The organism is Kocuria sp. CCUG 69068, assembly GCF_020833785.1.
GTDB classification, from domain to species: Bacteria; Actinomycetota; Actinomycetes; order Actinomycetales; family Micrococcaceae; genus Kocuria; species Kocuria rosea.
In genome coordinates, this window is the sequence record NZ_PDDL01000007.1 from 28,112 (window position 1) to 40,659 (window position 12,548).

Consider the following 12,548-nt stretch of genomic DNA (forward strand, 5'->3'; position numbering starts at 1 on the left):
CCGTCGGGACGGGAACCGCACACCCGCATCCTGCGTGGAGTGTCAGCGCACTCGGATGTAGACGGGACCGGAGCCGACGTTGACGGTCTGGATGACCGTCTGGTTGCCGTTCCAGCCGCCATGGACGGCCTTGCCGCCGCCGATGTACACGGCGATGTGGGCGAAGCCCATGCCGCCGTTGGCGTAGTAGACCAGGTCGCCGGGCTGGGCCTGGGCGGCGGAGACCCGGGTGCCGAGCTTCAGATAGGAGGCCGGCCACCCGTGGTGGTTGATCCCGGCCGCGCGCAGGGACTTGGTGACCAGGGCGGTGCAGTCCTGGCCCACGCCGAGCTGGTTCTTGGCGGCGGCGGCGATGGTCGCGGCCTTGCCGGACTGGGACTGGATGCTGACGAGCTGCTGGGGGGCTGCGGCGGGGGCGGCCTGGGCGGGGGCCACGCTGCTGAGCGCCAGGGCGCCGCCGGCGACCGTCAGGATCGCGGTGCGTCCGAGGCGGAACGAGCTCTGGGCGCGGTGGCGGGGCATGCGGGACTGGAAAACGGGCATGAGTGATGTCCTCCCTCTTGCCTGCGAGGTGAGCTGTCGGATGCGGGTGGGAGACACCCGGTCGTCAGGATGGGGGCCCTGACGACTTAACCCCTAGGTCCCGGGGGAGGGACCGTTCATGGTTCCCCCGCTTCTGCCGAGCGATGTGTTCTGGGGGCCCCGGGCACCGGCAGAATTCGGCGATGTGCACGGGGATACCGATCGGTGAGGCGACCGGCACGGAGAGAACACTAATTGAAAGATAACGGAAAAGTCTCGCTTTGATCACGGGCGTGTCTCGGCTTCTGTGACGGCCGGGCAATGCGCCTCCGCACTCAGGCGAAGTGGTTCGGTGAGGGGCGCCGATGGAGATCTCCGGGGAGGCTCAGTTCGAGACGAAAGTAGTCTTGACCTGGGGCTCTGCCCGGGTCGTCTCGACGGGCGAGCATGCCCTGCCCTGGAGTCGAGGTCCGGGTGGCGCCACCCGTGTCATGGCGCGACCGTTTGCCGGGAAAGCTCGACGGGACCTTTGATCGTCGACGTAAGCGGTCCCTTTTCTACGGGGCGGAAAGAACGATTTCTTTAGTGCGTCTCAGGGTCCAGTCAAGAATTCACGAAAAGAAAGCGTTGCATTCGTGATGATGGTTCGCCGTGGGCCAACTTTCTTCACGGACGCGTCCGGGGTGCGTGCTCTGCATTCTGTGCCACGTTGGCATCGGGGCGGCGCTCGAAGAGCCTTCCCGCACGTGTGCCCAATCCTCACCTGCCTACGACAGCGGGGGTCGCCCCGGACCCGGCCGGCCGGCGAAGGCCTGGACGATGTCGAGCCAGGCGTCGGCGTCGGGGCCCTCCGCGACGAGGCTCCCGTCCTGGCGGTGCCGGCGCCGGGTGGCGAGCAGCGCGAAGTCCAGGGCCGGGCCGTGGACGCGCTGACCGGCCTCGGCCGATCCCCAGGTCCAGGTCTCGTCCTCGTGGGTGAGCTCGACGCGGAACGGCTCCGCGGGCGGGGCCAGCCGGCGCTGCCGGAAGGCGTAGTCGCGGGTGGCCACGCCCAGATGGGCGACGTGCCGCAGCCGGTGCGAGGCGACCGGGGGAACCCCGAGGGCGTCGCGGACGTCCTGGCCGTGGGCGAAGGTCTCCATGATGCGGGCGCTGGTCATCATGGGCGCTCGCATGGGCGGGCCGATCCACGGGATGCGCTCGCCCTCCGGCACGGCGGCGAGCCGCTCGAGCACGCGGCGCCGGCTGTCCTGCCAGGACGCCAGGATCTCGGCAGGGGGCCGTGCCGCGCTCTGCTCGGCTTCGCGGTCGACGACGTCGGCCTCCGCCGCGAACCGCTCCCGCAACCGGGCGAAGGCCTCGGGCTCCTCGAGCGCGGTCAGCACGGTCCGCTCCGTCCAGGTGAGGTGGGCGACCTGGTGGCGGATCGTCCACCCCTCTGCCGGGGTGGGAAGATCCCAATCCGCGGCAGAAAGCGGACGCAGCAACTCCTCGAGCAGGTCCCCCTCCTGGCGCAGGTCGGCCAGCAGCGCGATGGGGTCGGGGCGGGTCATCGGCTCATCACGGTGCGCGGCTCCTACTTGGGGATCATGCCAGTCAGGTTGCGTGGCGGTTTCTCGGGGAACTCTACGTCGGTGGGCATCTCGTGGGCAGCCAGGCGCTGTCCAGTTCGCCGTCAACATCGAAAGTCCCGGCGTTCTCGGACGACCACATGCTGATGGCCGAGTACGGCAGGAAGCAGACCTCGACCTTCCGCCCGGTCGGTCACTGGACATCACGGACGATCAGCCCTTTGGTAGCAAGGACCGCGCTGTCGCAGAAGGTTCTGGACGCGGCCATGGGCTGCCCGGCCGGGACGATGAGCTCGGCGATGTCGTTCGGGGTCGAACGCTCGGCCACGACCATCCATTGGGCGGCGGCCGTTGCTTCCACGAGGGAACACCTTCGATCAGTTCTGGCCGACCCCGATGCCGGTGCCCGGCTGTCCGTAGTCGTCATCGTCGAAGCTCGTCGGCGCGAAGACGATCATCTCCGCCTTCGCGCCATGGGGTGCGGCAAAGGCGTAGTTCATCTTCGATTCGAATCCCGGTTCGAGCTGGTAGTTGCACTCCGGGTTGCCCTGCATCTCGTACAGGTTCTCGATCGGCCCGAAGAACTTCCCTTCTTCGTCCAGCAACCGGATATCGACGGGGGAGCTGCAAGTCAGATCGAGTGCCGAATCGGTGTTGTTCTTGATCGTCGTCTCAGCGACGAAGAACTTCCCCTCCTTGTCGGGCGGCACATCGCGCCACTCGGCAAGCGGGGAGTCGGAGCGGTATCCGGAGTCGTTGATGGTGATGGTCGGAGTTTCCACGAACTTCTCCACCGTCATGACAAGGCCCTTGTTCTCGGCCGGTTGTCCGATGGCTTGAACATCACTTTCTGCGGGCATCGTCATGCCCCAACCGCCTGGAACCGCCCGCTCAGAACTGGGCTCATCGACCACCAGTTCTTCTGTCGATTCGGACTGTTCCATGTTCGTCTCATCGGTGATCTCCTGTCCGCCTGCTGAGGATTCCGATGTCGCCGAGCTGGACTGGGCCACCGGCTGTTCGGCTGATGTGGCGCCGACGCCCGCGCCAAACCCCACCACGAGGCCCACCGCACCGGCGGAGACGCCGGCAATGAGGGGGGCTAACCAGCTGCGTTTTTTCTTCTTCTGCACACCCGATGGAGTGTTGATGTCCTGTGCCACGGTGTTCCTCGCTTGTTGATCATCTGCCGAACCAAGTGCATGTTACGAGCAAGTAGCGGAATGCCATGGAATATGCCACAGCTGTTTCGAGGGCAGAGCGTCGTTGCTGGTCAGCGATGACCCGCGACCAGAAGGCCATGCTGCAAGCGCGCTCCTGCCTTTGGTAAGAAACCCGGAAAGGGAAATCCGTCCCTCGCCAAGAGGACATGTCGATGTGCCATTGTGTGCCGCCTCAAACCTCGTTCGAGCACATGAGCCCGGCAGAAACTGGACTCCGCGGGCAGACCTTTTCGTCTCCACGGCAGGGCATTGATCATTGCCTGGCCGGGTCAGTGCCGCTGACCGGTGGTGCGAAGACCGATTCCACCGAGGCGGCAGAATACCCTGGGCTCAGGCGCGCTGGGTGGTAATCACAGAAACCTCCATTCCGGAATTGCATGGAACCTGGTCCTCCCACGTACCTCACCCCCACCCTCAGCGGGGAGCCGCTCTCCCCGCCCACCGTCAGGAGTCGACAATGAATGACGAGATCCAACTGATCAGTGACGGCGATGGGCTGGCGATCATCGGGGATCCGGCGGTTGTCGAACGTTTTCTCACATCTGAGGGGCTGACGGGAAAGGACATGGGAATGGAACGGCTCGGCTCTGCCCTCGGCGCCGGGGCCGCCGCTGCACAGGCAGGTTCTGCGATTGCTGCTGGCTCGGGCCGATGGGTGAAGCTGACCGAGGAGTCCGCCAAAGCGCTCCGGAAGCACTCCCTGATGAAGGGCTCGCAGCCCGGCATCAGCCGCGCCGTGCTGACGGAGAACGGCAAGGTCAAGGGATTACTGGAGCTGGCAAGACCCGGTTCGGTCCTCACCAATCCGGCGGTTCTGGCCGGTGCCGCGGGGCTCATGGCGCAGCTCGCGATGCAGCAGACCATGGATGAAATCAGCGACTATCTCGCCACGATTGACGAGAAGGTCGATGACGTCCTCCGGGCCCAGAAGGACGCCGTGCTGGCGGACATGATCGGGCTGGACTTCGTGATCGAGGAGGCCATGCTGATTCGGGAGCAGGTGGGCCGGGTCTCCGAGGTCACGTGGTCCAAGGTGCAGGCCACGTCGGTGACGATCGCTCGAACCCAGGCGTACGCTCTGCGTCAGCTCGACGCACTCGCCGAGAAGATGGAGCGCAAGACCAAGCTCGGTGATCTCGCCAAGACGTCCAAGGACGCCGAGGCCAAGACCCGGGAGTGGCTCGCCGTTCTGGCCCGGTGCTTCCAGCTGCAGGACGCGCTCGCCGTGCTCGAACTCGACCGGGTGCTCGATGCATCCCCGGAGGAGCTGGACCAGCACCGGATCGCGCTGCGAGCCGCGCGGCAGAACCGGAGGGACCTCATCTCCCGGAGCACCGAGCGTCTGATGGCCCGTATGGATGTGGCCGCCGGCACGGCCAACACCAAGGTGCTGCTGCACCCGAGAGACTCCCGGGCCGTGGTGCAGGCGAGCAACGATGTCGCCGTCGTCGTCGTCGACTTCCACACGCGACTCGGGATCGGGCGTGGCCGGGAGGCGTTGGAGGCGAGACGATGGGTGGACGCGGCCGCAGACGTGAAGGACAAGGTGCTGGAGACGGGGGCAGAGGGCGTCGGCGCCGCGAAGAACCTCGGCACCGACACCTTCGACCGCGCCAGAGCCGCGACGGGCAATCTCTCCGGCAGGATCGTCAAGAGAACGGGCCGCCGGCGCGGGGATGACGAGGAAAACGCCGAGCAGAACTGATCGAGTGCCGGCCGTCAGCGGCGACGGCAACCTGGTCGAAGACGAAGCGCTGGGTGCGTCCGTTGCCTTCGCGGAACGGGTGAAGGTCATTGACCTGGTCGCAGTGATGGGCCAGGGGCCTCACTCAGGGCGCGGGGACTCTGGCGGGCCGCGGGGGAGAGGGTTGCCCGCGGCTACGCCGATCCATCGTCCCGCTGTCTGCGGGAGCGCACGACCCGGACGATGGTCATCACCAGCCAGACGAGGAAGACCACCGGAGCGATCAGCCAGGAGATCCCGATGACGGCAGCCCACGTAGTCTCCGGCACTCCCACCAGACTCATGACCATGCCGACGATGAGCATGCCCACGGTCAGGAAGAGGATGGCTGACCACATCACCACGTGGAAAACCCACCGGCGCTCCGACCTCGTCGTCGACGACGGCGTCTGCTGACCGGCGGTCGAGGGGACCGGCACGGACCGGGGCGGGGATCCGGCAGATTTCGGCTGGTACATGGAGTAGTCGGAGTGAGCCGGATACGACGATTCTTGAGGACAGGCGGGCTCCGCAGGCCCAGGGGCCAAGGGCCGTGCGACCGTCTGTTCCTCCGCCGCGGGTGCCGGAGCATCGATCGGTGCCTCGGCCGGAACGGCCGTCTCTCGGCTCTCTCCGGAGGGCAGTTCGACTTCCTCGGACTTCTCGACTGCTGGGAAGACCGGCTCCTCCACAGCCGAGCGGGTCGCTGCGCCGATGGCCGGCTCGTCTTCCTCGAGGACGGCCGGAGGAGCGGTGTCCGTCTCGGCGGACGATCCGACCTCCGCCTGCTCCAGCAGCTCCCGCAGCTCGGGCTCGCCGATCACGGCGATGCGCTGTCCCTCCCCGATGCGCTGGACAGCAAGCTTCTCCTTGCCGGTGGCGCCGGTCAGCGGCGGGTTCCGGACGTCGGCGCCCGCGGCGATGACCAGACAGGTCACCTTCTTGGTCGTGCTCTTCGCGACTCCGGCTCCTGCTTCGCGCAAGCGCTCCTCGACGGCTTCACGCTCGCCGAACGTGAGTTCCCCGGTGATCACCACGACCTCCCCGTCCAAGGATGTCGGCGCAGGGACCCCCGGATCGGCCAGCGACGGCCCGGTCGTGGGACGGTTTGTCTGCGAGCGGAACACCGAATCGGGGGCACGTCTCGTGCTCGCCGGTCGCGCCGCCGAGTACCCCGTCGCAGAGCGGCGCGGGGCCCGCTCCCATAGCTCGTCCACGGTGGAGGCACCGGTCCGGCGGGCCAGCTCCACGGTGATCTGTGCGGCGGCCATCGCGTCGGCCTCCGCGCGGTGGTGCGGGAAGTCGTCCAGGCCGAGATGGTGCGCCACGGTGGGCAGCTTGTGGTTCACCAGGTCCAGATGGCCTCGAGAGAGCTGGAGCGTGCAGTGGAACGCCGGCAGAGGTGCCTCCACGCCGGAGGCCCGGTTGGCCGCCGCCCACACGGCCTCGTCGAAGGACGCATTGTGCGCGACGACGGGCAGACCGGAGCACAGCTGTTCCAGACGCTGCGCGGTCTCGGGCCACGGGATGCCGCCAGCCATGCATTCTTCCTTGGTGATGCCGTGGATGGCCGTATTCCGCTGGTTGAACCAGGCGGCCGAAGACGGCGGTCTGATCAACCACGACTCGGAGTTCGTCACCTCTCCGCCGCGGACGACGGCGACGCCGACGGCGCACGCTGATTCTCGTTTGCCGTTGGCCGTCTCGAAGTCGACGGCGACGAAGTCCAGCCCGGACACGGTGCTCATGGCAATGCTCCCCTGGTTGTGAGGTACGCCGAGCCGGTCGCCGCCGTGGTGGTCGGGGGACGCGGCGGACTCGGGCCGACGCACGTGTTCCATACCAGTTTACGAAGGCACCCAAGCATACGCTGGCACCAGGCAAGCATTACCCGCAGCAGCCATTCGCTCCTGCGGGCCACCAGAACGAAGGGGAACGTATGTCGGCGACCGCGATATGGGGCATCCACAACGACGCACTGAGAACCGAGCTCGTTGACGAGGGATTCGTCAGTGTGGGATGGGACGAGATCGGTGACCTGAAAGTGATCGGCAACGACCGCACCCGGATGAAGGCGGCCGTGGAGCGCGCCTACCCGGAGGCCAAACCGGGGGCCATCCCCGTGTGGGCCGGCATCCTGCTGCGTTTCACCTTCGAGATGCAGATCGGCGACCTGGTCATCGCTCCGTACAAGCCGGACGGCACCCTGAACTTCGGCCGCGTGGTCGGCGAGTACGAGTTCCATCCCGAGGTGGAGGAGCACTACCACCGTCGTCGGGTGGAGTGGATCCGTACGGGCGTCCCCCGCGGGATCTTCCCGCAGAAGGCTCTGTACGAGATCGGGTCCGCGCTGACGCTCTTCCGTGTGAAGAACAACGTCGCCGCCTTCCTGACCTACCTCGACCAGCCATCCGGGACGGTCGAGGAGGCGCCGCGCCCCGTCGTCGTCGACGAGGAGGCGGAACACCTCGACGAGTGGGCCGCCGACGAGCCCAGCGCCGGGAAACTCCACCAGTACACCGAGGACTTCGTGCGCAAGACCTTGCTGGAGGAGCTGACCCACGAGGAGTTCGAGTACTTCACCGCCGATCTGCTGCGCGCCATCGGATACCAGGCACGAGTGACTCCCTATGTCGCGGACGGCGGGGTCGACGTCGTCGCGCACAAGGACCCACTGGGCCTCGAACCACCGCTGCTCAAGGTGCAGTGCAAGCACACGGCCGCCGTGCAGAGCCGCCCGGATGTCCAACGGCTCATCGGCACGCTCTCCGTCGGGGAACTGGGACTCTTCGTCACGATGGGCAGCTACAGCAAGGACGCCGTAGACCTGGAGCGCGTCCGCCAGGACCTCCGGCTGCTCACTGGCCAGGATGTCGTGGAGATGACTCTGCGGCACTACAAGGACCTGCCGCAGAAGTGGCGTTCCCGGATGCCGTTGCGGGAGGTCTACGTCGTGGACCGAGAGTCGGAGGGGCGATGACGAACGTGACCATGACGGAGGCCGCCGACCGTCCGGAGACGTCACCGGAAGATCCCTTCCACTGGACTCCCTTCTACGAAGCCGTTGCTACCCGGCTGCTTGAGTATCAGGACGACCGGCCCGCGCTTGCGACGATGTACCGAGCGATCTGGTCGGATGCCGGGTACAAGGTCCATCAGGACAAGTACTCGGACGGAACGGTGGGGCCTGTCCAAGACATGTGCCCGTTCACTTTCATGTGGATGTTCAACAGAGGCAATCGTCGCGCTCGCATCGCGACGAACGTCAGGGAACGCCTCGGAATCGACGTGCCTGCCCCGACGGGCTTCGCGGGCGCCTCCGTGACGCACTTCCACCAAGCGTGTGGTTCCAGTATGAGAGAGACCGGAAAGACCAGATCGAACTCTTCTGGCACGTCTTCAGTGCTGGTTGCGCATGGGCAAACGATCTGAACGACTCCACCAGGGAGAGGGATTTCCGCAGCGCTCTGGCATCAGTGCTTCGAGGGACCAACCTGGGGTGGAGGGTCGCCAGGGGACTTTTCCGCGCCCGCCCGGATGTCTTCTATCCCCTCGAACAGAGCCATGTGAATCTTGCGCGGGAGATATTCGGACTTGAAGTGCCCGGCCCCAAGACTGAGATCGCCGTGGACGCCTACGTGGATCTGCTTCGTCAGGTACAGGAGTACGTGTCCTCTCCTGACGCTGAGCATCGCAACATCGCGGCCATGTCCCATGACGCTGAGAAAAGGTGGCCGTCTGTGAACAAGGATGAGAAGTCCCAAGTGCCAGAAGCCGGGGTGACGCCTGTAAACGCGGAGGCGGAGGCGCATTCAATTCCCGGCGAGAACTCAAGCTATGGAATTGAGAACCTCATCGCCGACGGGTGCTTCCTGCCGCGTTCGGAGATCCAGTCCGTTCTCCACACGTTGCGGCACAAGAAGAACGTCATCCTCCAGGGAGCTCCCGGAACGGGCAAGACCTGGCTGGCTCAACGGCTCGGGTGGATCCTCGCGGACGAACGACGAGCGGACACCGTTCGGGTCGGGCAGTTCCACCCCAACACCTCCTACGAGGACTTCGTCCGGGGCTATCGGCCGGAAGTCACCGAAGCCGGGGCGGCTGAGCTGGCCCTGAAGGATGGTCCCTTCCTGCGCCTGGCCGACCGGGCGCAGGAGGCGCCTGAGATCAATCACGTCATGGTGATCGAGGAGATCAACCGTGGTAATCCGGCCCGCTCGGTGAGATGCTCACGCTCATCGAGGCCTCCAAGCGCTCCGCGGAGCACGCCATGAACCTCACCTACGTCCAGGAGGACGACGACGAAGGCGGTGTGTGGCTGCCGCCGAACCTGCATGTTGTAGGCACGATGAACATCGCCGACCGCTCGCTGGCGCTCGCCGACCTGGCACTGCGCCGCCGGTTCTCCTTCATCACGCTCGAGCCCCAGCTCAACGAGGCGTGGATGCAATGGACGGCGGCTCGCATCAGAACTCCGGGTGTGGCCGCGGGGAGATTCGTCCGGGCGGTGAAGGCCGGCATCGACGACTTGAAAGAGCACATCCGCACGGACGCTTCGCTGGGCCCGAACTTCGTGGTGGGGCACAGCTTCGTGACGCCGGTGGACGCCATCGACGACGCCGGGAGTTGGTTCCACGAGCAGGTGGAGACCTCCATCCGCCCGCTGCTCCGCGAGTATTGGCTCGACGATCCGGACCGCGCGGACGCGGCGGCAGACCGCCTGCTCGCTGTCCGGGCATAACGATGCAGGAGCCCGACGACGACAGCGTGGGCGTCCTCGTCTGTGAAGGCTCCACCCGGATCCCGATCCGGAACCTGTGGTTGCTCTACCTCTACGCCTCGGAGCTCTACCAGCACCTGTCGGCGTCCGAGCGCGTGCAGGCGGAGAGCATCCCACCGCGCTCGCGGACCTGGCAGCACGGATCCTCCTCGCCGAGGTCAGGAGTCGATTACGACGTGGGATGACGCCTGGGTATGTCGCCCGGCACGAGGTCCTCACGCACGTGCGGCACCGGGTGGACCAGATCACTACGGCACGCGGGATGCTGGTGGAACGCGGCCGGGTGGCCTGCGACTTCGAAGAACTGACGGTCGACACTTCGCGGAACCGCTACGTCTGCGCCGCGCTCTTGACGGCGGCACGGTGGCTAGCCGAGACAGGGCGGGCCCGCTCCGCCGGTCCCTCCCGCGCCTCGTCACTGGCACATGATTGCCGTGCAGCGGTGGCCGACATGCAACGGCTGGGCGTCACGGCCGGTCGTCCCGATCCGCTGACGCCGCGAACCCAGACCTACAGCCACTTTGACAGCGACGACCGCAGGATGGTCGGCGCCGCCCAGCTCCTGCTGGAGCTGGCCCTGCCCAACCACTCGACGGGCCGCGCGGTGCTCCGCGGGCTCGACTACTCTGAGCACAGCTTCCGCCGGTTGTTCGAGGAGGCCGTCCGGAGGTTCTACGCGGTCCATCTCCGGGCCGAGGGTTGGTCCGTTGGAAAGCAGCAGCTGCGATGGCCGGCCGAGCTGTCGAGCGACATGGCGGACCTGTTGCCGGTGATGGAGGCCGACGTCGTTCTGGAGCACCGACGGCAGCGGAGGCGGATCGTCCTGGACACCAATTTCACGACGCCTTTGTCGCATCGCTCCACCCACCGAGGCGGTGGCGTGCGCTCGGAACACCTGTCCCAGCTCTACACGTATGTCCGGAGCCAAGAGGGCGGGATCGCCGATGGGTCCAGGTCCGAGGGCGTCCTGCTGTATCCGGCGACGGAGCAGGTGCCGGAGCTCGACGTGACGACGGAGATGCAGGGACATCGGCTCCGCGTGCTGACGGTGGACCTGGCGGCGTCGCCGAGCGAGATCCATGGGGGACTGCTGTCCGTGGTCGGGTCTCCGGCGATGTAGCAGGATCTCGCTTGATGATGTTGCCCTGACCACACGAGCGAGGACTCGAAGTGGAAAAGCCGGGCAGACCGGCGAAGCCTGCACGCCCGAAGCGGCCATCCTCCGGCTCAATCCGTTCGGCGACCCCGAGAAATCCACGTGGGCGCATCGAGGCTCATACTGTGCGGACGCTCCTGGTCAGTGCGTGGAGGGGCGGCAATGGGGCGCCTTCGTGCCCTGTGATCGGCCCATTGTCCCGTGCGGGACAGGCCCGCATGGGCTGTAGCGACCTTGTCTTAAATTGCCTTTTCCGTCCAGTAACTACTTATCGGTAGTCAGCGTCTGCCAGCATGAATATGAGTAAACATAGAAAGGGTGGGTATGGCGCTGTCGTTCACTGCCATCGACTTCGAGACGGCCAATGCCCAGCGGTCCTCGGTGTGTGCGGTAGGGGCGGTGAAAGTCCGCGACGGGCGCATCATCGACAGGTTCACCACGCTGGTTCGGCCTCCGGCCGGGTGCGATGAGTTCGCGGCACGCAACGTCGCCGTGCATGGGATCACCCGTGAGCAGGTGGCGGATGCGCCTCAGTGGCCGACGACGTTCCAGCGTCTGATGGAGTTCATCGGCCGGGATGTGATTGTGGCCCACAACGCGGCATTCGACACCTCGGTGCTGCTCAACGCCTGCGGGGTGTGCGATCTGGACTGGCCGGTGCTGCAAAGCCTGTGCACTCTGCAACTAGCCAAGGCGACGCTGACGCTGCCCTCTTACTCCCTGCCGTGGGTGGTGGAGCACCTGGGGCTGGTGGGCTTCGAGCACCACGACGCGGTGGCCGATGCCCAGGCGGCCGCGCAGGTGCTGCTCGCCCTGGCGAACCGTCTGGACTGCTCCACCCTGGAGGAGCTCAGTACCCGGGCAGCGGTGACGGTGGTACGCACCTCCACCGAGGCCGAGGAGGCGACACTGAGCGCATTGGACTCGGCGCCAGAACCCCTCACCGGCACCGGCTTCGCCAACCAGGTGGTCTGCTTCACCGGGAAGCTCCAGAGCATGAAGCGCAAGGTGGCCGAGGAAATCGTCGTTGAGCAGGCCGGGGCCACCCAGGGGAGTGTGGGCAAGAAGACCACCATTCTCGTCACCGGGGACTTCGACGTGCACACCTTCAAGCCCGGCGCAGAGTTCACCACCAAGCTGCAGGATGCCTTCGCCCTGGTCGAGGCCGGCCAGGCGCTGGAGATCATCACCGAAGACGAGTTTCTCGCCCGGCTCTCCCTCCACGAGGAGGCCCTGCGCCAACGCCTGGCTCGCGCCGGGGCCACCCGCTCCCGCACCCCCGACTACGTCCTGGAGCAGGCCCGCCGCTTCAGTCTCGAGAACCTGGACTACTGGGCCTGGTTCCGTCAGAGCCTGGCTCACCCCACCGGCAGGGCCGCCGGCGGGGAACCGTGCGTGTGGTGCGGGCAGAAAGTCGGTCCCAAGATCCACTGGATCTACCGGGACCGCCACGTCTGCGGAGGCGATTGCAACGACCGGCTCAAACGCTCCGCCAAGCGCGTGTGGCGCCACCACGACCTGCCCCCGGAACACCTCATCCTCGACGCCCTGGATCTCTCCGGATACTGACGAG

General features: G+C 66.3%; 14 protein-coding genes, 1 pseudogene and 1 riboswitch. Of the genes and pseudogenes, 8 read left to right on the forward strand and 7 right to left on the reverse strand.

Annotated features, from left to right (window positions below; genetic code table 11):
* Positions 1 to 42: 42 nt before the first annotated feature.
* The 5 genes and pseudogenes from CRM73_RS02515 to CRM73_RS02530 form a co-directional block, all read right to left on the reverse strand.
* A complete protein-coding gene (locus tag CRM73_RS02515) occupies positions 43 to 543 on the reverse strand; it encodes an NlpC/P60 family protein (protein WP_370658513.1) in 501 nt (166 codons plus the stop codon).
* A gap of 5 nt (positions 544 to 548) precedes the next feature.
* A riboswitch (cyclic di-AMP (ydaO/yuaA leader) is annotated at positions 549 to 735 on the reverse strand.
* A gap of 554 nt (positions 736 to 1,289) precedes the next feature.
* A complete protein-coding gene (locus tag CRM73_RS02520; RefSeq protein ID WP_229586706.1) occupies positions 1,290 to 2,075 on the reverse strand; it encodes a TIGR03084 family metal-binding protein in 786 nt (261 codons plus the stop codon).
* Between the two features lie 73 nt (positions 2,076 to 2,148).
* A pseudogene (locus tag CRM73_RS19650) lies at positions 2,149 to 2,271 on the reverse strand (hypothetical protein); the annotation flags it as partial.
* Between the two features lie 15 nt (positions 2,272 to 2,286).
* Positions 2,287 to 2,454 (reverse strand): hypothetical protein, encoded by a 168-nt coding sequence (locus CRM73_RS02525; protein ID WP_229586708.1) that lies wholly within the window; start codon positions 2,452 to 2,454, stop codon positions 2,287 to 2,289.
* Between the two features lie 16 nt (positions 2,455 to 2,470).
* A complete protein-coding gene (locus CRM73_RS02530; RefSeq protein ID WP_229586710.1) occupies positions 2,471 to 3,256 on the reverse strand; it encodes a hypothetical protein in 786 nt (261 codons plus the stop codon).
* A 517-nt stretch (positions 3,257 to 3,773) separates the two neighbouring features.
* Between CRM73_RS02530 and CRM73_RS02535 the strand changes: the two genes are divergently transcribed.
* A complete protein-coding gene (locus CRM73_RS02535) occupies positions 3,774 to 5,021 on the forward strand; it encodes a hypothetical protein (RefSeq protein ID WP_229586712.1) in 1,248 nt (415 codons plus the stop codon).
* Here the strand turns inward: CRM73_RS02535 and CRM73_RS02540 are convergent.
* The gene (locus CRM73_RS02540; RefSeq protein ID WP_229586714.1) at positions 4,966 to 5,145 is read right to left on the reverse strand and encodes a Fic family protein; all 180 of its coding nucleotides are present in this window, start codon (positions 5,143 to 5,145) and stop codon (positions 4,966 to 4,968) included. The genes CRM73_RS02535 and CRM73_RS02540 overlap by 56 nt on opposite strands.
* 49 nt (positions 5,146 to 5,194) lie before the next feature.
* Positions 5,195 to 6,787, reverse strand: coding sequence for an exonuclease domain-containing protein (locus tag CRM73_RS02545; protein WP_229586716.1), 1,593 nt, complete (start codon positions 6,785 to 6,787; stop codon positions 5,195 to 5,197).
* Positions 6,788 to 7,053: 266 nt separating this feature from the next.
* On the opposite strand from CRM73_RS02545, the gene CRM73_RS02550 reads away from it, so the two are divergent.
* The 7 genes from CRM73_RS02550 (at position 7,054) to CRM73_RS02580 (ending at position 12,544) form a co-directional block, all read left to right on the forward strand.
* Entirely contained in the window at positions 7,054 to 8,019 is a 966-nt protein-coding gene (locus CRM73_RS02550; protein WP_229586718.1) for a restriction endonuclease, read from the forward strand.
* The gene (locus CRM73_RS02555) at positions 8,016 to 8,471 is read left to right on the forward strand and encodes a hypothetical protein (protein WP_229586719.1); all 456 of its coding nucleotides are present in this window, start codon (positions 8,016 to 8,018) and stop codon (positions 8,469 to 8,471) included. The genes CRM73_RS02550 and CRM73_RS02555 overlap by 4 nt, the downstream gene beginning before the upstream one ends.
* Positions 8,381 to 9,313, forward strand: coding sequence for an AAA family ATPase (locus CRM73_RS19875; RefSeq protein ID WP_229586720.1), 933 nt, complete (start codon positions 8,381 to 8,383; stop codon positions 9,311 to 9,313). Before CRM73_RS02555 ends, CRM73_RS19875 begins: the two co-directional genes overlap by 91 nt.
* Positions 9,310 to 9,780, forward strand: a complete 471-nt coding sequence (locus tag CRM73_RS02565) for a hypothetical protein (RefSeq protein WP_229586721.1) — start codon at positions 9,310 to 9,312, stop codon at positions 9,778 to 9,780. Before CRM73_RS19875 ends, CRM73_RS02565 begins: the two co-directional genes overlap by 4 nt.
* Before the next feature lie 2 nt (positions 9,781 to 9,782).
* Positions 9,783 to 10,004, forward strand: coding sequence for a hypothetical protein (locus CRM73_RS02570; protein ID WP_229586753.1), 222 nt, complete (start codon positions 9,783 to 9,785; stop codon positions 10,002 to 10,004).
* Positions 9,962 to 10,939, forward strand: coding sequence for a hypothetical protein (locus tag CRM73_RS02575; protein ID WP_229586751.1), 978 nt, complete (start codon positions 9,962 to 9,964; stop codon positions 10,937 to 10,939). Before CRM73_RS02570 ends, CRM73_RS02575 begins: the two co-directional genes overlap by 43 nt.
* A gap of 360 nt (positions 10,940 to 11,299) precedes the next feature.
* A complete protein-coding gene (locus CRM73_RS02580; protein WP_229586722.1) occupies positions 11,300 to 12,544 on the forward strand; it encodes an exonuclease domain-containing protein in 1,245 nt (414 codons plus the stop codon).
* The last annotated feature ends 4 nt before the right edge of the window (positions 12,545 to 12,548 follow it).